Raw genomic sequence first — 19,953 nt, 5'->3', positions numbered from 1 at the left:
TCGCATCCCCTCGTACGTCATGGAACCCTCGGTGGCGCCCCCGTCCACGCCCACATCTCCAGGGCGTGCCGGTCGACCAGCGTGATGTTGAGCTGCCGGGCCAACTCGATGCCGTCGCCGGCGGTGAAGAAACTGTTCGTCACGATCATGCAGATCTCGCCACCGTGGATGTCGCGGCAGGTGCCGGCGAACCGCTGGATCGCGGCACTCCCCACCCGGTTGCTGGTGCTCTGCCGCTTACACTGCACCACCACGCGGCGGCCGTCGGGAGCGGTCGCCGTGACGTCCGCTCCCCGGTCGCTGGAGCCCCCGCACACCGTCACCTGCCGGAACCCGGACGCGACCAGGATGCGTGCGAACCACTGCTCGAACTCGGGCCCGCTCATCGCATCGGTCACCGCGATGAGCCTGTCCCGCTGGGCCTGGTCGGCCCGCTCGCGGGCACGCTGCTTCGACACGGCAAAACCCACCGCGACCGCCCCCGCGACGACGAGGGTCGCCAGGAAGGCCGACCAGTACGGATGCCGAGTCACGAACTCGACGACCATCCCGAGCACCACGAGGACGGCCAGGGCACCCAGCACCAGACCCAGGCCGTTGGAGGACCCGCCACCACCGGACACTCGGCGCACCGTCGACCTCCGTCGAACATTGCCGGGGCGCCGCCTACGGTAGTGCGCCCGGACCCGGGCTCCGTTCTTCCTGGTGTGGGACCTGACGTACGGCACGAGGCACCTCCCGGGTCGAGGGAGCCTCAGTCTCGCGGCCAGGTCCGACAAGAGACGCGCATGAGCGTCGATATCGTCAGGTACCCGTCACTTCAGATCCGATCACGCTTGGTGTGAGGATGTCCTCCATGGATTCGGTGCCGTTGGCGAGCACGGCAGCGGGCGCGATCATCGCGCTGTCCGGCACACTGCTGGTCGATCTGCGACGGGAGAAGGACGGCCGCTCTCGGGACCGCGAGGTGGATTCGTGGCGGAACAGCATCGACTTCGCGCTGGCGCTGGACTCTGCGCACGGTCTCCTCCGCGACGTGGCGCAGTCCGGGGCCAGCGCCGAAGCTCTCCAGCAGGCCGCCGGGCGCGCTCTCGTGGAGGCCAGGCTCTACCAGGCCCGCGAGCGACTGCTGATGTCCGGCACGCCGGATCTGGTAACGGCGGGCGAGACAGCCTTCCGCCGCCTTATCGGCATCCGTGACGTCATCCGTGCCGGCGCGACCATCCGTTCCAACGACTACCACGACGCCTACCACCGCTACGCCGAAGCGATCTGGAGCTTCCGGATGTCGGTCGGGCGACACTTTGGCCACCAGATCGTGGGACCCGAGCACTTCGGCATGACGAGTTGGTCGGGCCGCGAGGACTGCGACCGCTGCGCGGTTCCGCAGCAACGCGAGGTCAGTTGACGGCCGCACCCTCAAGATCGACCGTCCATCTCGCCTTCGTGTCGCCGGACAGCAGGGTGACGCCGCTGCCGGCGCAGATGTCCCGCCATGTCAGGTCCTCGTTGCCCGACACCAGCAGGACGGGCGTCACCAGCAGGCCGCGCGCCGCCAGCCGGTACCGGTATTCGAGGACCTGGCCGAGGCCGAGCCGGAGCTGCTCGACCTTGTTGCCGCCGACCACGCTCTTGACCTCGGCGATGAACTGCCGCCCGCCGGTGTCCCGCCAAGCCAGGTCGACGTTCACCCCGGCGAGTCCGGCCCCGACCCGTATCCCTGACGCAGCGAGGTGGTCGACCAACGCTCGGCAGAGTCGGTCGTGTTCGATCACCCCGGCCCGGTAGGCCGCTGCGTCGAACAACCGCTGCGCGGGCAGTTCGACGGGTAAGGCCGAGCCAGCGTACGGCCGGTCGAAGCCCCGGCCACCGATGGGGGACGCCGCCTGCGGCTCAGCATCGAGCAGCGTCTCGGCCGCCAGCCAGGCGCGTGCCGCGGTTTCCGGCCGGTACCTGCTCGCAAAGGGGAACGGCCCGGCGGCCACCCACCCGTTGAGCATCCGCGCGCCGGCCATAACCGGCGGCTGCCGCAGCAACCACTGCGCGGTACGGATGTCCGGGCAGCGCAGCAGGTACTTGCCTTCGGCGAGGGTTTTGGTGCCGTCCCGTAGGAGTTCGACACCGCGCCGCTCCCACTCCTCCTCGTCGAGCGCGCCGGCATCGAGGGCGCTGTCGAGCGGCGCGGCCAGGACCCGGAACCACACCTCCGCGCCGTGCTCCAAGACGCCGAAGGTCTCCAGGACGCCCACCGTCAGCCGCAGCAGTGATCCACCGCCCTGGTCAATCCGGGACAGCAGCCAATGCCTACCGGCGGTGGCCGCGGCCTCAGGCACGGTCATCCGAGTGACCCAGCCGGCGAGCGCCCACGCGGCCTGCTGGCTTCCGTCAAGTCCCTCCCTCCAGTCACCCTCGAAGGCGGGCGGCCCCTGGTCGAGCGGCGCCGGCTCGGGTTCGGCGAGCGCCCACGCGGCCAACTCGCCCGGGCTGGTGAGCTGCCAGAGGCGGGACTGCCGCTGCGTCAGACCATCGGTCAGCTCGCCGACGTCGTCCGGCAACAACCATGCGGTGGGCGCGGCGGGGGTCGGTTCGACGGTCGTCATGCCTTCGCCTTTCGGCCGCGGGCGGCTCTGGCCGGCCGCAACGATGTCAGCACCGCGGCGAGCCCGAGCACGACGCTCGTGCTCGTGCGCTCCGGAATGTCGCTGGACTGCCGGAGCAGCGGCGCGGGAGTGGGCGAAGACACGCTGCATACCGTACCGATCACCGCCCGATCGCATCGCCCGCGCGGCCTTAAGTGACGGACGAGCACCTGATGCGCTAGTTCCAGGCGCCCTTGTTGTCGGATACCTGACGGCCCGCCGATGTCGGTGACGCGGCCAGCCATCCGGACGCGAACTCTCTCCTCAGCATCGACGACTGCGCGACTGAGCCACCACGCACACCGAGACTCGAACGAGCCGCACGGTAGAAGCCATCTCGCGCCTCATCAGCGCGGTTGAGCAGGCTCGCAACATCGACCTGCTGGTCCGCGAACCCCCGTGCGCAGTGCTCCACCTGCCAGACGGCATCTCGCCAGGTCCGAGCTGCAGCTACCGTCTGCTCATCGCCGAGTAGGAGCATGCTCTCCCATACCAGCGTACGGCGGACGTCCGCCTCGGCCAGCATCGCGACGCCCACCTCTCGATCAATGCGATGGCTACGCGATGCGGGCCTGTCAGCGGCGGTCATTCGCAATGCGATCGCGTGGATCTCCTTGATCGTCCGGGCGTACTCGACGTAGGCGTCAAGCCGCCGTTCGTCCCAGCGGACGTCTTGGCTTCGCTTCCATCGGGCACGGTCGGCGAGCGTGGTGGCCAGGATCGTCCCCAGGGTTCCGACCAGTACGCCGATGAGGGCCGGAAGCTGCGCGACGAAGGTTCCCACAGTCAGCAGGTTGCCACGGCAGGGCAATGCTTCCTATGCGACTCAGGGGAGTGTTTCCTAAGAACTGGTTGGCCTGCGGCAGGCCGGGCGACGGCTGGCGGGATGCTGCTGGACACGTGATTGGCTAAAACAGGCCTTATACCGTCAGGCGAAGCCCTCAAGATCAGCGACGGCGCGTAGGCCATCGGTGTCTCGGATGACAATCTCGCGATAGCCCGTGGCGATGATGCCGGCTCCCCGCAGCCCTCCGAGCGCTTTGTGCAGACTGATCTCGGCGGCTCCACAGAGAGTGGCCAGTTCACTCTGGGTGAGCCGCACGTTGATGACGAGCCCCTCACGGCTCCGCCGGCCGTACGCTGCGGCGATCTCCCACAGCACGCGCGCAAGTCGAACCTTGACCGGGTAGGAGGCGAAGTCGACCCGTCGACGGTTCGCCCAGCGCAGCCGGTCCGCCACAATGCCGGCAACCTCCATGGCGGCGTCCGGATTGGCTCGCAGGAAGGCGCGGAACTCGTTACGGTGGATGATCCGAACGATCGAAAATCGACAGGCGGTAACCGTCGCGGTCCGCGGAGTGCCGTTCAGCGCGGAGATCTCACCGACGATGTCGCCGGACATCCTTATCGCCAGCAACGCCTGTCGACCGTCGGCCATCTCGACGGTGACCTTGGCGAGGGCATCGTCTAGCAGGATGACATGGGACTCGAGAGCACCCTCCCGCAGCACAACCTGGGACTCCTTGACGGAGCGACGGATCGTGACGGCCAGGAGACGGTCCCGAGCGGTCTTGTCGAGTCGGCCGAGGAAGGTTCCAGGCAGCCAGGTCGTGTCGTCCACGCACCGCCTCCGTCCCACCTACGAGATCATCATTCACATTGTGCCTCAAGATCGCTACTGATCGCTGTCTTCGCTCATGGCGCGCCCGGTGACGAGCAGGTCGAGAGGAGCATCAGTCCCGCAGCAGACGCCGTCGCCACCATGAGCCATGGCAGGCTCCGGCGTACCTGCAGGTGCTTCTCCATCGCGATGCGAGCGAGCACGGTGACGAGACCCCAGACATCGTCCCTGTGCCGTCGGATCGACGCCACGGACGGGCTTCCCTTTGCGCGGACGAGATCCGGGAAGGCGAATCGGTTGGCGCTACCGGCACCGTCGATACGGGGCCGAAGGGCCAGGACGAGCAGCCAGGCGGCCGGCGCAAGCCCGACGACGAAGAGGATCACCAGCAGCGCCGCCGGTAGGACGGCGATCGGTGCACGGCCGATCAGGTGTGGCAGAGCCCTGTCCACGACCGCGGTGGCCACCCCGCCCTCGATCGCCAACAGCGCGAGGGCCTTGGTGTCCGCATGACGAATGGAGGTCTGGAGTGAAGCCGCCGTGGCGAGGCCGACTTGGAGGTCACGCCACGGGTCGAGGTGAGACTTTCTGCCCGTACGCCGAAGGTTTCCCATGCCACCAGTGAAGGTCGACGTCGGGGCGGTAAAGGAGTCTAAGTACGGGTTGTCGTCCACCCGATGATGAAGCCCCAACCCGTATTTCTATGGAATTTCCAGCGCGCCGAGCCGATAGAGATGACGGTGAACAACTCGCTGTCGTCGTTGAAGGGTGGATCGCGTGCCTGACTTCGCGGATCCGGATCGCCGCATGCTCGTCGCCGTGGACATGGAGCGTTACAGCGGACGGGACAACGTCCTGCAGTACCGGGCTCAGCTGGCTTTTCAGAAGATCATGACGGAAGCCTGTGAGGAACTGGGCTTTGATCGGGCCAACTGGCTCATCCAGCAGGGCGGCGATGGAGAACTTGCGATCCTGCCTGCTGGAACGAGCGAGCGGACGGTGGTGTCCCGGCTGACACCAACGGTTGATCGCCTTCTGCGTGAGCACAATCGCGGCCTGGTTCCGGAAGCGCGGATCCGACTACGGATCGGCATCCACGAAGGGTTGGTTCATCTTGACGGCGCGAACGGTTACCCCGGCGGCGCGGTCGTGACCGTCTGCCGGTTGATCGATTCACCGCAGATCAAGGAGGCGTTGCGGCTGTTCCCCCGCGCTGCGGTTGCTCTGATCGTCTCGGACCGGATCCATCAGGACATCGTCCGCCACTACCAGGATCTGACGTTGGAGCACTTCAGGCGGGTGTCGGCGAAGGTGCCGGGAAAGGATTTCGAGGCCACCGCCTGGATCTACGTGCCCGGAGAGAACATCGCCGACACGGTGCTGGACGACCGCGAGGAGAGCCACCGTCCGGAAGGGCCGGAGGAGGACGGTGGTGACGCCGCCGACCGGCGGCGCCGGGTCCCTCCTCCGCAGCCATTGAGCGGCGGCCAGGTCTTCCACAACATCACCTCACACGGGGTGACGGCGTACGGAAACGGCAACATCATTTCCCCACCGGGCGGGCCCGGCAACACCGATCCATGGCGGCTGAACTCGTGAGCGGATCGGTGCCCGAAGATGCCGCCAGCGCGCCGGCACCCCAGGCCAGCGGCGAAAGTGCGTCCACCACCCCACCACAGGATCCGGTGAACAACCCGCCTGCACAAGCGGAGGCTAGCCGCCAGTCGGACAGCGAGCAGGAGGAGGAGATCCCTCCCGGCTCGCTCCGGGTGGACCCACGAGTTGGCGAGGACCTGTACGGCACCAACATCGCGGCCAGCTACGCCCACGTCAGCGCCACCGGGGTGAACGCCTTCGGCAGCCACAACACCATCGTCCACATCACCTACCACGGCCAACCGGACGTCAAGCCGGTGATCCGGAGAGTTGAGGAAACGCACTTCCTCGAGGTCTACGCCGGGACGGAGGCGGACAGCGCGCTCTCGGCATTGCTCGCTGAGGGACCGATCGCCTGTTTGACCGGCCGACCGCACACCGGCAGGTTCAGCACGGCATGCGCCGCGCTGGCGCGACGACACGACGTGAGCCGCCTGCACGAGGTGCTGCTCCCCGACGAGATCAGGGCGGATGCCCTCCGGCAGACGGCGAACCGGCTCGAGGAAGATCATGGTTACCTCCTCCGCCTGCCCGGCGACGGACACGTTGAGGCCATGCGTCTGCTGACCGACGTCTTTCGGCGACGCTCGGCCAGCCTGCTCCTGATCCGGGACGACGAGTCACGCGCCGGTGACAGGCACCCCGCGGAGGTGCCGCACCACGGCCCCGACCCGGTGGAGGTCTTCCGCAAACATTTGCGGCACCAGTTGTGCGATCGCGCGGACCTGAACGACGAGGAGACGGAGCGGCACGTCGAGATCTACCTTCAGGACGGAGGCCTCACCGCGGCCATCAAGCACACCTACCGGCCCCACGAGGTGGTACGGCTGGCGAAGGCTGTCGCGGATCACCATCCCGCCGATCACACGGCACTTGCCGAGATCGTCCAGGTGTCCCAGCCAAACCGCAGGGATCGCGCAGCCGAGATCCTCCGTTGCCGGGCCACCGGCGGAGATCGGCGTCCGCGCCGGGCCGACCAGCACGAACGCGCCTTCCGCATCGCGTACGCCGTCTTCGCGCGGCAACCTCTGCACCACGTCTTCGAGGCCGCGAGCCTGCTGCTCGAGGAGATCGACGGACAGGCCAAGCGGCCGGACTGGGGGCGGATGGCGTTGCAGTACACCGTGTCCGAGTTGCTCGGACCACTCGACGTCGACTGGCGGGAAGGCCAGAAGGCCGCGCGTGCACTCGGTGGCGTTTCCCGCTCGGCCTGGCTGCGTGACGGGGCCATGCGGGGGGCGATCATCGACGAGGCATGGCACGAATTCGACAGCACCCGACCGGCGCTACTCAAGTGGCTCGACACCCTGGTGGCCTCCGACGACGAGCCGGTGCGCCGTGCGGCCGCCGAGGCAGCCGGCCTGCTCGCGCACCACGACTTCGACCGGGTCTGTGCAGACCTGATAGACGGATGGGCGGCCTCACCGCGGCCTCTAACCCGTCGAGCCGCAGCCCGGGCAGTCGTCGCCGCAGACATGGGTGGACAGGTGCACCACCTCGTCCGCCGCCGGGTGCGGGCCTGGAGCGGCGGCCACCGCAACTACCAGCGGGACGCGGCCGCTCTCGTCTACGCCAGCGGACTGCAGCAGCCGGACCTGAACTGGAGCCTGGCAGATCTGCGCCGCATCGCCAGAGATCGCATGCAGCAGCACAGCCACGCGGTCGCGGAAGGTATCCATCAACTCTATGCCCTCTCGCCGGGCTGGGAGGGCGAAATCGTCTCCGAGCTGGCACGGTGGTTGGACGACCGTCAGTTACGACGGCATGCCGGTAACGCCCTGCTGAGCCTGGCGCAACGGACCCTAGACGACCGTCGTCGCGCGCCCTTCGACCTGATGACGAAGCTCGCGTCGAACCAGGTCGACGCGAACGACCTCGCTCGGCTCTGGCGCGGGTCGTTGTTCGGCTCACCCACCTCTCACCAGACGTGGCCGATCTTCGGCCGGTGGCTGCACCAGGCCGAGTCCGATGACACCTTCCGGAAGTCGATCAGTGCGCTGGTGGCCGACCTGGCGGCCGTTCCGGCTCTACGACGCCGACTGCAGTTCCATCTCGTACGGCTGGCCGAGTTCCCGAACGGCCTTCCTGACTGGCTCGAGACCGCAATGAGGGAGCAGTGACATGACGGACCCCTTCAACACGGAGGAGCCGCGGGTCGGACTGTGGCGCCGGTTCGGGGCGTGGGTGCTGGCGCTATGGCGTCGCCTGATCGTGGCGTTGCAGGGGCCGGAGCCGGTCCTTGCGCCGATCCCGCCGGCACCACCACCGCCCGGCCGGTTGACGGAGCGCCGAGACGTGTCGGCGCCGATCATCGTGCCGGCCCGCGGCTACGTCTTCACCTTCCACGTCCGCGCCGCGTTCGTCTGGTCATCCGAGGGGATACCGCGGGAGATGTTGACCGGGTCAGCGCAGTACTTCATGCCGTACGCCGTTCGCGCGCTGACCCGTATGGCTGCTGCCCGCGCCCGCAACTTCGCCGCCCACCGGGCGAGGGATCTCGAGGTGGAGTTGCAGCGGGCGCTGGCCGAGAAAGGACCGTGGCGCTACGAGCGCGGTGGTGCGCAGGTCACCTGCCAGCCGTACGTGTGGGTGGAGCTCGACGAGAGCGTCAAGCGAGCCGTCCGGCCCTACTGGGAGCAACTCATCAAGCTCGACTGTGAGTACGACGTCGACATGAAGCGGGCTCAGTACGCCGATCGGCTCAGCCGGCAGTGGTTGTCGATTCTGGAGGAGCTGACGAAGAACCCGGCGGCCGGAGGTGCGGCCAAGATGACCAACGAGAGCCTCGCCGCCGTCGTGCAGGAACTCATCGCCCAGCAGCAGGCGAACAATCAGCGGCTACATGACCTGTTCGCCGAGAAACTGCGTAGCGACGACGAATACGAGAAGGCGACCACCTTCGAGATCCTGCTCGATCGGTTTACATCCCAAGGGCAAGCAGCGTCGGCGGAGGCGAGAAGGCCGGCCTCCAACGGTTCCACCCCTAGCGCCGGCAACGACTGACCCGGCGACCACGTCCGGACTCGTCCAGACCGCTTGCCCGGTCATCCCGGACGACACGGCCACCTGCGAGACTCGTCCTTCAGCGCGCGCGGCGGTGCCGCCGCACGTAGGTGAAGCCCTCGGGAAGCTCCCGGTCCACCAGTTCCGAGGCACGAACGGCGTCCCGGTGGGCGTCGATCTGCTCGGCCGACGCCTGCGCGCCGGGTGGGAGGCGCCGCACGAAGCCCGTCACCCAGTGACCTCGGCGGTGCGGGTGCCATTCGCCGGCGGTGTTTCGCTGCGGCGTCACGGACTGAACCTGCGGGACGTACCGCAGCAGCAGGGTGTGGACATGGCCGGGTCTGGGCGGATACCAGGGGCGGCCGTCGTAGTCGACGCTGCCTTCCACCCGGTGCAGACGGCCGGTCCGGAGGAGCTGTTCCACGGCGGGACTTATCCGCTCCTTGCGATGCGGCGGCAGCCCGAGTTCCAGACAGTTCCGCACCAAGGCGTCCTCGGCGAGGATGGCTTCCCCGTCCACGCTGAGGTAGCCCAACTTGCGCAGCGTCCGCATCACCCAACTCGCATCGGAGAGATCCGGAATATCCCGGTCCTGGTCGGCACCGGGGGCTGTCTCGCGGGTGACGACCTGACGGTCGTAGCGGTGCTGGTACTCCAGGTCGTCCACACGCTCGGGCTGCGGCAATAGAGCAGTGCGGGCGTTGATGCGGGCGGTGCCCCGCCGCCACCTGAAGGTGACCACCGTCCCTGGCAGCAGATCCGCCGGCCACTGGATGCCGCCTATCTCCCACTGCCCGCCGCGCCGACGCAAGGTCACGTCTTGCACAGCAGCGGTCGGGGCCGGCCCTCGCTCCCGATGTTCGATCCGAAGCTTCAGTCGTCGTCGGTCCTCAATGGGTTGAAGCTCCCCGGGGGGAAGTACGCACCAACCACCCTCGAGATGCATCCGGTACAGGGCCGTCTGCCACACCAGATCCTCGTCCTTTTGTCCGTCCGGCAGCCACCAGGCGTGATCATCTTCATCGGCGGGGGCCGTCAGTCGGGGGCCCAACGCTCGCCCGAAAATCTGAGAGATCCGGTCGGCCTCGGCCCGGACAGCCGAGCGCGGCTCCGAACCGCGACCCGCCCTCGACGCGAGGTCGGCAAGGCGCGCGGCGGCGGCCGCCCCACGGTGACGCTCCGGGCAGGAGTCGACGGAAATCAAGAGCCGCTTCCGGTGCCTGATCACTTCCGCCAGCAGGAGTCGCGTGTGTCCCGCGACCGGGAACCCGAGATCCTGAGGCACGAGACCCGCGCGTAGGACGTGACGAACGACGTTCGCAGCCCGGTCATCCCGACTAACGACCTGGGCATATGACGTCGCAGTGACAAGGTCGAGCGCGGTGCGGCAGATGGCCTGTACGCCGCAGTCCTGCGCGTCGACCGCACGGTCGGTGCCGGTGCGGAGTTCCCCCTCCTCGGTCAGCCAGGCGTACCCGAAGATTCCGGTCCTCTTGTCGAAGTCGACCGCCGTCACCGCCGCAAGATGAGCGGAGTCGCGGGGAGCCTGCCGCCGGACCGCTTCGCAGACAAACGCCTCGGACCGATCGTCGGCGTTGCTGTGGGGGGTGTGAATCGCGTCGACGACACCCACGCCGCCGGCCGGTACCTGTTCAGGCTCTTCTGGGTAGAAGGCGGCAGCAGCCTCATGGGCACCCTGCGGCGGTAGAATCGCGCGATTCTCCTCGGCGGGCCCTCCGTGGGCGTCGCGCTCCCGAAGCTCGCCTGTGGCAGTCTCGGACAGGTCCAGTGGCTGAAGGCGTGAGCGCACCACTCGGGCTATTGAAGACGCGCACCCGCCGTGGCCCTCCTTCGGGCAACTCTGCCGGTGCTGTGCGATCTCCCGATCGACGTACCTGGCCAGCGTAGGGTCGGCCTGCCCCACGACCATGGTCGCCTCAGCTACGGAGTCGGCGCGCGCCTTCGGCACTCTCCGGGTCCGGTGCAGGTGACTCGCCTGCGCCCGCAGGTCGGCCACCATGAGCTGGGCTTCCAGGCAGCGGGCGCTGCCCCGGGCGTACGCCTCGCCGGCTCGGCGAAGGCGTGGCACGACGCCCTTGTCCCTTCCGGCGGACAGGTCGGCCTCCAGCGAGCGGCGGGCGTGCGCAAGTTCCGTGACGATCTCCTCCGTGCTCGCCGCCCACTGCTCCGCCACCGCGGGATGCGCCATCGACTGGTCACATTCCCACCGGTTGAGCTCTGCCATGGCCTCACGGGTGAAGTCGGCCAGGTCGAGCTTCCTGAGGCGCTTCACCTCAGCAGGCAGCTCGGGTGGGTGCTTGTCCTGCGCCTGCAGCCACGACCACAGGTTGGATGTCGGAGGTTCGAGCGCATCGACCCGCACGCCCCGGCGACGCAGCGCCTTCGTGAACGCCTTCTCGAAGGTGTGCGGGGCAACTTCACGGATGACCCGTGCCTCCACCGGTTCCTCGGACGATCCACCGGGTGCCGGCTGACTTCGGGCATGACAGGCGGCACGGAAAGTGTCGACGGCTTCTGCCCGGCGGAGTGCGAGCTCTTCGCGGGTCGCGACCAGTTCATCGGCGGCACCCCCGCCGAGCTGAGCGACCCGGGCCTCCACGTCGACAAGCAGCTCGGCATACCGGATGGCAGCGATGGACGAAGGCTCACCGACACGTCGGCGATGGAGCTCCTGCTCGGCTGGGGAGAGCTGCTTGCCCTCGGCAACGGACCGGTGCATGGCGGCGAGCCAGAGCATGTCTCGCGGCAGTGGGCTGGCGGCGGTCCCCTCCGTCTCCGGTTGTGCCCGTCCACGCCGTTCCCGAGGGGCGGGCGTCCGAACCGTGCTGGACTGCGGTGCTGCCTGCCGTCCGTAACAACCGCCGCAGAGCAGCTGCGACCAGTCGCCCGAGACCGTCACGACGGAGCTGGACATGGTGGTGCGCCGGCAGGTGACACAGCGGAACCTCAGCGGCTTGTTGAGCGTGTACCGCTGCAGCCTGCCCAGCGTGGCGTGCACTTTCCTGATCTGGTATCCGGAGGGGGGTCGTGATGCCATCCTGCCTTCCTCGGCGTCGAGACTCGTCACCCACGGGTGTCCCTGACCCGCCCACCCTCGTCGCGTTCCTCGTCGTCGCCGCGCCGACGGAGCGCTCGCTCAGCGATCAGGCCGGAGAGCTTGCCCTTCGCCGACTTGGCCCGGTCGACGGTGTCGTTACCAAGGCGCCTGGCGGCACCGACACCGTCTGCTCCGGTTTCCAGCGCCTTGTCCCTCACCTCCTTGGCCGCGTCCGCCCATCGCCTCGCCTCCGACGACTGGCGAGCACCCTCGATCCCGAGCCGCCCGTGGAAGTCGACGACGGCGATCGAGACGTGGTTGCTCGACTTCACCACGGCCGGGGAGTCCATCGGATTCAGCAGCACCTTCGTGTTGGCCCTGCTGGCAGCCGCATCCATGCGGGCCATCAGGCGCTCGGTGCACCGTGAGATGAGTTCCAGCCTGTTCTGCCGGGCGGTCTTCAGCCCGAGACGGTGCCCGTCCAACTCTCCCGGTGACGCGTCCAGCACCCGGTCGAGTTCGAGCACGGCGATCGCGTCCTGCAGTTGGAAGCAGCGAGCCAGGACAGCGAGCCACTCCTGTGTCTTCGCCTCTGCTTCCTTGGCCGCCTTGGCGAGATCACCGATCGCGGACTTGCGCTCCAGCTTCTCCGCGAGCGCGTCGAGTTGGCGCAACGCGTACGCCTGGGTCTCCGCGATCGTCGTCGGCGCCCCCTGGACCTTCGACCAGGTGATCTCGTCGACCCGACCCCTCGTCTCGCGGATCGTCATGGCCTCCTCGATGACGAAGCCCACGCCGATCATGCGCGCCAGCACCGCGTCCTTCTGGGCGCGCAGCACATCGTCGACCTTCTCGTCGATTGTGGCGAGATAGTCGGTGATCTCCTTCATGCTCTGCTGCATCGCGACCTGCGCCATGATTCCCGCAGCGCCGGCCAGCATCGCCGGGTTGCCCGCGATCGCCCCCGGCCCCTTCGCGATCTGGAGCCACGACGTAATCGAGCCCGGCTGCCCCACCATCGCATGGCTGACGCCCGGAGTCTTGCTCTGCATCAGCCCATACTTCTGGACGAGCTGCGCGGACTCCTTGGTCAGCTGCACCCAGCGACCCGAGTTGGCGGCAATCTCGGAACCTACCTGTGCGGCTGCAGCCCCGGCACTGAGGACAGATCCATGCCGGTGCAGTCCGAGGTCCTTCGACGGCAGACCCTCAGATACCAGGAAGCGTTCGACGGCCGTCGGATCGCCGATGACCGCCAGCCCGTCGCCGTCACTGATCAGCTGGATCTCGTTATCCATTGTCGGCTCCTGACCTGCGGGCAGGGTGAACGGCGATGCCCTCTGCTCTGTTCACTGCTTCGCCTTACGGCCACGGGTGGCCTTCGCCGGCCGCCACGACGTCAGCGCCTCGTCGGTGAGGTGCAGGCGGTTGGTGGTCTCGGCGAGGAAGCCGGCGTAGATGTCGGCCGGCGAGGCACCCCACTCCGGGTCGAACTCGCCGTGCCACTGGTGTACCCAGGGCATGTTCTCGCGCAGCCCCGCGACCAGCGGTAACAGCCGGTCGGCGGCCCAGCCGTCCTCCTGCTCGCGGGCGACGATCAGGGTGGCCAGGGCCTGGGCCTGCTCGCGGTGGTCCCAGCCGGCCCAGCCGACCAGCAGCGACGGGTCTCCGTCGCGACTGGCACCCGGGTACGAGACGAACCGCTCCTTGGGTACGTCGAGCTTGCCCCGATGCCTCCAGAAGCTGGTCTTGAGGAAGTCCGCCGAGGTGTACTTCGGCGGCACGGGGATGCCCTTGCGGAACTCCCGCTTCGCCGCCTCGTCGGGCAGCGCGTCCTCCTGCCGTTGCAGGTCCCACACCTGCTCCCAGTCGGCGCGCTTGGCCAGCCCGGAGTCCTTGTAGCGCAGCGCGGCCAGGTGCGGCACGTGCTCGTCGGCGACCAGGTCGGCGATCACCTTGCCGAGATCCTGACCGGGCGCGTAGAGGTTGGCGACGGTGAGCACGTCGTCGTCGCGGCGCAGCTCGTCGGCGAGCTGGGCGGTGGTCAGCGGGCGCGGCTGCTCCAGCCCGTCGACGTGCTGGTACCACAGCTCCCGCGCCTCGCACCGGTCCAGCAGCCAGTCGCGCAGCGCCTTCGCCTGCATCGCGTCCCAGCCCTCGCTGGCCCAGCGCCGCTTGCACTCCGGCCGCTCGATCAACCCGATGTTGCGGTTGCCCTCGATGACCGCGATCCGCCGCTCCACGACCGCCCGGTACTCATCCGACCAGTGCGCCGGCAGCTCCGTGATCGGCTGGAACTTGTGGTTGTGATGCGTGAACCACGTCGTCTCAACCTCACCCGCCTTGATCTGCCGGGCCAGCAGGATCTCGAATGCCCGCTCCCCTGGCGTCAACGCCGGCACCGAGCCGACCGGGGCATTCAACTCCTCGTCCAGCAGCCCGTAAAGCGAGTAGACCTGCCAGTCCAGCTCCTCCTGCAACCCGATCATCCGCGTCCGTACCGAATGCCATTCGCTCTCGGCAGCGTAGAGCCGCTCCCGGGTGGGCACGCCGGAGGCCGCGACCGCCGCCGGGCGCGCCGTGGCAAGCCGCTGCGCCAGGCCGTCAATCTCCCGGCTCAGTTCAAGCGGGTACGCAGACGGCAGCGGAAGCTGTTCGATTTTGCCGCCGCCGAACTGATACCGGTGCTCCCAAGGCTCGTCGGCGCCCGCCTGCTCGGCGCCCGGCCGACCCTTGTTATGGCTGACCTGCTTCAACCAGAAGCACGCGGTCGAACTGTTGAGCAAGCCCAGCAATCGGAGGTGCTCCTCCTCCGACGCACTTTCCGGTAGCTTAATCACCGGCGCTGTCTGCTTGAAGACCGTCCCCCCTCGGTCCATCACGAAGTGGTTGTGTGTCGCCACTTCGGCGAAAGAGATCGACAAAGGAGTGCGATAGGCCGAGGCAGTATGCTGCATGTAGTCCCACCATCGGAGCCCGGCATCAGCCATGTTGCCATGGAAGGTCCGCCGCTCTTGGAGTAGGCGCCGCCAAGGCCACAGTTCGTCAGCGAGGCCGTCTTCCCGAAGGGACGCGTCGTAGGGGTACCAGATCCCGTCCTCCGGACTGGCGTCCCAATCGCGCACAGCTTCGCCGATCATCAACGGCCGCAGCGCAGCAGGGTTAGCGACAGTTCTTCGTACACGATTCAAGGGCCGCATGAAGGCTTCGTCGGCACCTGCCCGGATCGCTCGTCCAACTGGCGCGTCTATTTCCTGCACGAGGATCTCGCCAGTGGCACCCTGAATCGCTTCTGTCAGTGCTGCGGCTCCACCACCCCCAAGGCTCCAGGGGTGACGCTCGAAGCGGGACCGGTCCATGTCGTCGACGCTGACCCATTCGCTCTCCGAGCCAGGCCGATCTAGCTGGTCGACAATCGCTTGCCACACGACGCCCAGCCGAGGATCCGCTGGTGCGCTCGGCTCTGCCCGGATGCCCATGACGGCCCGTACTGTCTGGGAAGCCTGTCGTTTTCGCTGCCGGCCAACCAGGATGACGGTCGGCGTCCCGTGTCCTGGGATATAGGCGCCGGAGGTGTCAACTAGGTGCGTCAGGTCGATCTCGTGCGCGAAGAATGACTCGATGAGCTTCTTCCCAAATTCACGTCTAGCGAAGGAGTTCGACGTAATCTGGCCAACAAAGCCGGCACCCCTGCCGTTTTCGTCCGCCGACTTCGCCAGTTGGAAGAACCGCTGCGCGAACGGGACCGACAGCGCGTAGGTCCCGGCACAGGCTGTATAGATCTCGCGGTAGAGCTCGTTAAGGGCCTTGTCCTTGACGGTGATGTAGGGCGGGTTGCCGACGACGACGTGATACCGGCCGTCCGCAACAATGCTCGGGTGGTCTTGCATGTCCTCCGTGCTGTACTGAAGATCGGCCACCTCAAGGTCATCGAAGAGTAGGAGTTGACGCGCCTTGATGAGGGAGTCGCCGACCGCGAGGTGCATCGGGAATACGTACCCGGCTGAGTCGGCGAGGGTCTTGACGCCGCTGGCGCGGAGAGCGGCGACCAGGAGGCGGAAGCGGGCGATGGCTACCGCGAAGGGGTTGATGTCGACGCCGTGAACGGCGTCGAGGGCGAGGCGTACCCGCTCGTGGGGGTCGCGGTTGGGGGCGTGCCGCTCCCACTCCTTCAGCAGACGGTGGAAGGCGCCGAGGACGAAGTGACCCGAGCCGCAGGTCGGGTCGATCATTTTGACCACATCGTGGCCGAATTCGGCGATCGCCGGGGTGAGGGTCAGGTCGAGGATGAACTCCTCGACGAACTCCGGCGTCTGCAGCAGTGCGTAGGTCTTGCGGGCCGCCTCGGAGAGGTCCTGGTAGAGGTCGCCGAGGAAGCGGGTGTCCCACTCCGGGTCGGCGAAGTCGTGGACCAGGCCACCGGTCTCGCCGCGCCGCCGCCAGAAGCCGATCAGTTCCTTGGCCGCGTCGTGAGACAGCGGGATCTGGTAGAGCGGGTTGTGCCGCTTGTCGAACAGCGACTTGCCGGCCTGGGTGCCGGCGATGGCGTCGAAGCCCTGCTCCAGCCAGCCGCGCAGGGTTTCCTCGGGCCGGTCACGGAAGAACTGCGCCTCGGCCTCCTCTGCCAGCACCAGCCGGTCCCCCGGACCTGCTAGGTACGGGTCGGGCAGCAGGCCGTTGTCCTCGCTGAAGCGTACGAACACAGTGCCGAGCACCCACGCGACGGCGACCTGGGTCACCCGCTCGTCCCGCCAGGCCGCCCAGGTGGCGGCGGTACGCCCGACCTTGAAGGCGTGGTCGTACTCACCACGCAGGCGGAGGCGCACCTCCTCGACCGACTCGGCCTGCTCCCGCAGGTCCTTTTCCAGGTTCTTGACCTGCTTCTGCAGGTCGGACAAGAGCAGCTTCCGGTCGATCACGCGACGACTCTAGTCGTCCCGTGGACGGGACGGAGGTACCCGTAAGGCCCGTTCTGGCCGACGGGTCGCTACCTATGGTTCCCGCATCCAGGTCTTTGGATCGGTGACGAAGATGCCCTTACCTTGATGCCGCCGGATCACTCGCAGCGCTTCCAGTCGGACGTAGACCATCTGGATGGTCGATGAGCTGACCTCGAAGCGGTCAGACATGTCAGCAATCGAGGGCAACTTGTCCCCCGGCTTGACCTTCCCGCTGCGCAGGTCCCCGATGATCTCGTCCGAGATCCGGATGTAGTCCGGTGTCTGTGGCATGGCACTCCTCGCGTGGCACGCCAATTTGATCACGACACGCAGCCACGAGACAACCAAGCGTTGCCACTGGCAACTTAGGCATATATGGTTGATCCCGGGCCGGTCCTCGCGTGGCAACGAGTTCGGCTCATCCCCCTGGTCGGGGCGGGTGCGCGTGCCCGTCCCGACCCTTCGGACTGCTCCGCTGTCGTACCGCTGATCAGAGCTGCGGCGGCGGAGCGGGCGGGCCGCCCGCGGCCGGCATGCGGACGGCCCGCCCTTCCAGACCCACCACAGGGACCTCCCGCGCCCCCGCCTGCTCAAGAAAGGACCGACGTGGCCCAGGTGTATCGAGGTGGCCAGCCCTACGGGACCGGTCGCCCCGCCCGGTTGACCCCGCACGAGGTGCGGACCCGCGCGTTCGACCCGCGTCCGCGCGGCGTTGACCCCGATCAGGTACGCGAGTTCCAGGCCCGGGTGGCCGACGAGCTGACCGACCTCCACCAGCAGGTACGCATGCTCAGCCAGGAGAACGACCGGATCAAGCGGGCGCTGCGCGACTGGCAGACCCTGCACGCCCGCGAGTGCCGGCCACCGAACGCCGGCCACTGGTGACCACGCGCCCCTCTCCCGGCGACCTGCTCACGATCGACGGCCGCGCCTCGGTGCAGTTCGCCGGGGGCCGCGCCCTGACCTTCCGCGTCGTCTCGGTGTCCGACCAGCCGACGTACCACGGCTGGATCTGGCTGACCGGCTACGTGCTCAACCGGCGCGGTCAGGCGACCGCCAAGCGCGAGGTCTACGTCCAACTCGCCGGCCTCCACCCCGCCACCAGCACCCCGGCCCCGAGACGGTCCCGCGCTACCCGCCCCTATGCTTCCCGGAATGACCAAAGTGACGGCCGAGCAGCTCGCGACCGCTCGGGGCTGCATGCTCGGGCTGATGCTCGGTGACGCGATCGGCGCAACGGGCGGCGCCGTGCCGGCGAGCGGCACGCTGCGGGCCACCAGTGCCGGTCAACTCGCCTGCTTCACCGTGGAAGGCATCATCCGCGGTCACGTTCGAGATGCGCATAAGGGCAACACGCACCCGGCCGGCATGGTCTGGCATGCCTACACGCGCTGGGCAGCGATGCAGGGCATCCCCGGCATTAAGCGGTGGCAGGAGGAGTCCTGGCCGGACGGCTGGTTGGCCCAGGTGCCGGTCCTGTCAGTTCGGCGCGGTTCGGCACCCGCCACCGTCGCCGCCCTACAGGGCCAGCAAATGGGCCGGGTTGACACACCGGTCGGCACCAGTATGGGCGCGCACGGATTGACCCGAAGCCTGCCAGCGGGCCTCTGCGACTGGTGGGGTTCACCGCCCGGCCCGTTTGCGGCAGATGTCGCTGCGATCACCCACGCCGCCGAGGCGATGGACGCTGCCGCCGTTGGTGCCACGATCGTAGCGCACTGCCGTACCGGGCAACGGGTCGAGGAGGCGGTGGAACGGGCCCAGCGCGAGTGCGGGGCGTGGCCTGAGCGGCCTGCTCGGCTACCGTTGCTGTCCGAAGCGTTGGCCGCCGCCCGGATGAAGCCGGCCGAGGCCACTGAGTTGGCCCGTCTCGCCCCCGATGCCCGCGCGGCATCCGCGCTTGCCGGGGCCGTTTACGTGGCTGCCTCGTTCCCTGCACGCGAGCAGGTCCGAGAGGCCCTCCTGTGTGCCGCATCCGTCCCGCAGGGCCGCCACGTCGCGGCCACCGCAGGTGCGATCCTTGGCGCGGCGCACGGCGTGGGCGCGCTACCGGTCGACCTGGTCTCCCGACTGGAACTGGTCTGGGTTGCCGACACTCTCGCGCGAGACCTCATGACCCAGTTCGTCGACGGCCCGTCCGGCAACGGCTATGCACCGCCGACTGACCCGCACTGGTGGGAGCGCTACCCGGGCTGGTAGCCCATCCGCGACTACGGTCGCCGTGCCATCCTCACTGCCCGCTTGTACTGCTGGTCGAGGTGCGTCATCTCGACGTGATCAGCCGGTGCGCGGTTTTGATGGTCGGCGCGACCGTGTCGTACAGGTACGGCGCGCTGGTCACCCGCCCCCAGTGGGCGATCAACCTCATGGCGGACGGATGAGTGAACGCGGCGATGAGCGTGTCGACGCCGGCGATCCGCGCCTGCTCCAGGTGCGGCGCGAGCTGGTGACGGCGGCTCATGAGTGTGGTGAGCGCCTTGTAGACCTCGACGCCCTGCACGATGCAGAGGGTGGGCTGAAGGATCTTGATTGTGGCCGCCATGTGCGGGGCACAGTTCTGGCTCATCGTCGGGTTGCCCAGCGACTTGCTGGTGCCGCTGACCACCGCGGAGCACAACCGCATGTTGGCCATGGCGTAGGCGTCGAAGAGGTGCACCGGGGTACGGGTTCCACCGAGATCGAGATGCTCACCATCCCGATCGGCCCCGGGTTCACGGCCGACGGCGAGCCGCAGTGCACTGGTGACACCGCGCATGTGCGGGTTTCGCGCGGTGAAGGTAAGACTCGCCGACTTCATCACCTCGGCGTGGCGCTCCTTGAGCGTGACGCCCTCACGCGCCCGCCCGGTCTCCATGGCGATGACCAGGGTGCGCGTCGGCACCCCGTCCAGCACGAGGTCGTAGTGGTGGCCGACGTGCGACAACTGGGCGGCGGTGAACGCCGCCTCCGATCGTGGCGCCCCACCTCGGTCGCCCAGCACGCTCCGTCGACAGCTGTCGAGCCTCCGGCAGACGCATGCCCCGGACGGCGACAGGA

The 19,953-nt window shown here is 68.0% G+C and carries 18 protein-coding genes; 7 read left to right on the top strand and 11 right to left on the bottom strand.

Annotated features, from left to right (window positions below; translation table 11 throughout):
* Positions 1-17 precede the first annotated feature (17 nt).
* On the bottom strand, positions 18-632 hold the full coding sequence (locus ACTMSW_RS19570) for a restriction endonuclease (protein ID WP_441182069.1): 615 nt from the start codon (positions 630-632) through the stop codon (positions 18-20).
* Positions 633-856: 224 nt separating this feature from the next.
* Between ACTMSW_RS19570 and ACTMSW_RS19565 the strand changes: the two genes are divergently transcribed.
* The gene (locus ACTMSW_RS19565) at positions 857-1,408 is read left to right on the top strand and encodes a hypothetical protein (protein WP_441182068.1); all 552 of its coding nucleotides are present in this window, start codon (positions 857-859) and stop codon (positions 1,406-1,408) included.
* On the opposite strand, the gene ACTMSW_RS19560 is transcribed toward ACTMSW_RS19565, so the two are convergent.
* The 5 genes from ACTMSW_RS19560 to ACTMSW_RS19540 form a co-directional block, all read right to left on the bottom strand.
* Positions 1,401-2,600 (bottom strand): hypothetical protein, encoded by a 1,200-nt coding sequence (locus ACTMSW_RS19560; protein ID WP_441182067.1) that lies wholly within the window; start codon positions 2,598-2,600, stop codon positions 1,401-1,403. The two genes, ACTMSW_RS19565 and ACTMSW_RS19560, sit on opposite strands and share 8 nt — an antisense overlap.
* Positions 2,597-2,743, bottom strand: coding sequence for a hypothetical protein (locus ACTMSW_RS19555; protein ID WP_441182066.1), 147 nt, complete (start codon positions 2,741-2,743; stop codon positions 2,597-2,599). The genes ACTMSW_RS19560 and ACTMSW_RS19555 overlap by 4 nt, the downstream gene beginning before the upstream one ends.
* Before the next feature lie 74 nt (positions 2,744-2,817).
* On the bottom strand, positions 2,818-3,423 hold the full coding sequence (locus ACTMSW_RS19550; protein ID WP_441182065.1) for a hypothetical protein: 606 nt from the start codon (positions 3,421-3,423) through the stop codon (positions 2,818-2,820).
* Between the two features lie 144 nt (positions 3,424-3,567).
* Complete coding sequence (locus ACTMSW_RS19545) at positions 3,568-4,260, bottom strand: Crp/Fnr family transcriptional regulator (protein ID WP_441182064.1); 693 nt, start codon at positions 4,258-4,260, stop codon at positions 3,568-3,570.
* A gap of 74 nt (positions 4,261-4,334) precedes the next feature.
* Positions 4,335-4,934, bottom strand: a complete 600-nt coding sequence (locus ACTMSW_RS19540) for a Pycsar system effector family protein (protein ID WP_441182063.1) — start codon at positions 4,932-4,934, stop codon at positions 4,335-4,337.
* A gap of 133 nt (positions 4,935-5,067) precedes the next feature.
* Between ACTMSW_RS19540 and ACTMSW_RS19535 the strand changes: the two genes are divergently transcribed.
* From ACTMSW_RS19535 to ACTMSW_RS19525, 3 genes are read left to right on the top strand one after another with little or no spacing between them, the layout of a single operon-like run.
* The gene (locus ACTMSW_RS19535; protein WP_441182285.1) at positions 5,068-5,859 is read left to right on the top strand and encodes a hypothetical protein; all 792 of its coding nucleotides are present in this window, start codon (positions 5,068-5,070) and stop codon (positions 5,857-5,859) included.
* Positions 5,856-8,036, top strand: a complete 2,181-nt coding sequence (locus ACTMSW_RS19530; RefSeq protein ID WP_441182062.1) for a hypothetical protein — start codon at positions 5,856-5,858, stop codon at positions 8,034-8,036. Before ACTMSW_RS19535 ends, ACTMSW_RS19530 begins: the two co-directional genes overlap by 4 nt.
* Position 8,037: 1 nt before the next feature.
* The gene (locus ACTMSW_RS19525) at positions 8,038-8,919 is read left to right on the top strand and encodes a hypothetical protein (protein WP_441182061.1); all 882 of its coding nucleotides are present in this window, start codon (positions 8,038-8,040) and stop codon (positions 8,917-8,919) included.
* A gap of 79 nt (positions 8,920-8,998) precedes the next feature.
* Here the strand turns inward: ACTMSW_RS19525 and ACTMSW_RS19520 are convergent, their stop codons facing one another.
* From ACTMSW_RS19520 to ACTMSW_RS19505, 4 genes are all read right to left on the bottom strand, one after another.
* Positions 8,999-12,007: a hypothetical protein gene (locus ACTMSW_RS19520; RefSeq protein ID WP_441182060.1), complete on the bottom strand. Its 3,009-nt coding sequence runs from the start codon at positions 12,005-12,007 to the stop codon at positions 8,999-9,001.
* Positions 12,004-13,275, bottom strand: a complete 1,272-nt coding sequence (locus tag ACTMSW_RS19515) for a hypothetical protein (RefSeq protein ID WP_441182059.1) — start codon at positions 13,273-13,275, stop codon at positions 12,004-12,006. The genes ACTMSW_RS19520 and ACTMSW_RS19515 overlap by 4 nt, the downstream gene beginning before the upstream one ends.
* A 51-nt stretch (positions 13,276-13,326) precedes the next feature.
* Complete coding sequence (gene pglX, locus ACTMSW_RS19510) at positions 13,327-16,896, bottom strand: BREX-2 system adenine-specific DNA-methyltransferase PglX (RefSeq protein WP_441182058.1); 3,570 nt, start codon at positions 16,894-16,896, stop codon at positions 13,327-13,329.
* Between the two features lie 72 nt (positions 16,897-16,968).
* A complete protein-coding gene (locus ACTMSW_RS19505) occupies positions 16,969-17,208 on the bottom strand; it encodes a winged helix-turn-helix domain-containing protein (RefSeq protein WP_354972484.1) in 240 nt (79 codons plus the stop codon).
* A 315-nt stretch (positions 17,209-17,523) separates the two neighbouring features.
* On the opposite strand from ACTMSW_RS19505, the gene ACTMSW_RS19500 reads away from it, so the two are divergent.
* From ACTMSW_RS19500 to ACTMSW_RS19490, 3 genes are read left to right on the top strand one after another with little or no spacing between them, the layout of a single operon-like run.
* Positions 17,524-17,802 carry a DivIVA domain-containing protein gene (locus tag ACTMSW_RS19500; RefSeq protein ID WP_441182057.1) on the top strand — a complete coding sequence of 93 codons (279 nt, stop codon included), beginning with the start codon at positions 17,524-17,526 and terminating at the stop codon, positions 17,800-17,802.
* Complete coding sequence (locus tag ACTMSW_RS19495) at positions 17,799-18,140, top strand: hypothetical protein (RefSeq protein ID WP_441182056.1); 342 nt, start codon at positions 17,799-17,801, stop codon at positions 18,138-18,140. Before ACTMSW_RS19500 ends, ACTMSW_RS19495 begins: the two co-directional genes overlap by 4 nt.
* On the top strand, positions 18,073-19,116 hold the full coding sequence (locus ACTMSW_RS19490) for an ADP-ribosylglycohydrolase family protein (RefSeq protein WP_441182055.1): 1,044 nt from the start codon (positions 18,073-18,075) through the stop codon (positions 19,114-19,116). The genes ACTMSW_RS19495 and ACTMSW_RS19490 overlap by 68 nt, the downstream gene beginning before the upstream one ends.
* Positions 19,117-19,180: 64 nt before the next feature.
* Here ACTMSW_RS19490 and ACTMSW_RS19485 read toward each other — a convergent pair whose 3' ends face one another.
* On the bottom strand, positions 19,181-19,897 hold the full coding sequence (locus tag ACTMSW_RS19485) for a hypothetical protein (protein WP_441182054.1): 717 nt from the start codon (positions 19,895-19,897) through the stop codon (positions 19,181-19,183).
* Between the last annotated feature and the right edge of the window lie 56 nt (positions 19,898-19,953).

The sequence above is a fragment of the Micromonospora sp. BQ11 genome (assembly GCF_052068135.1).
GTDB lineage: Bacteria > Actinomycetota > Actinomycetes > Mycobacteriales > Micromonosporaceae > Micromonospora.
This window is presented reverse-complemented; position numbering and strand designations above follow the sequence as displayed.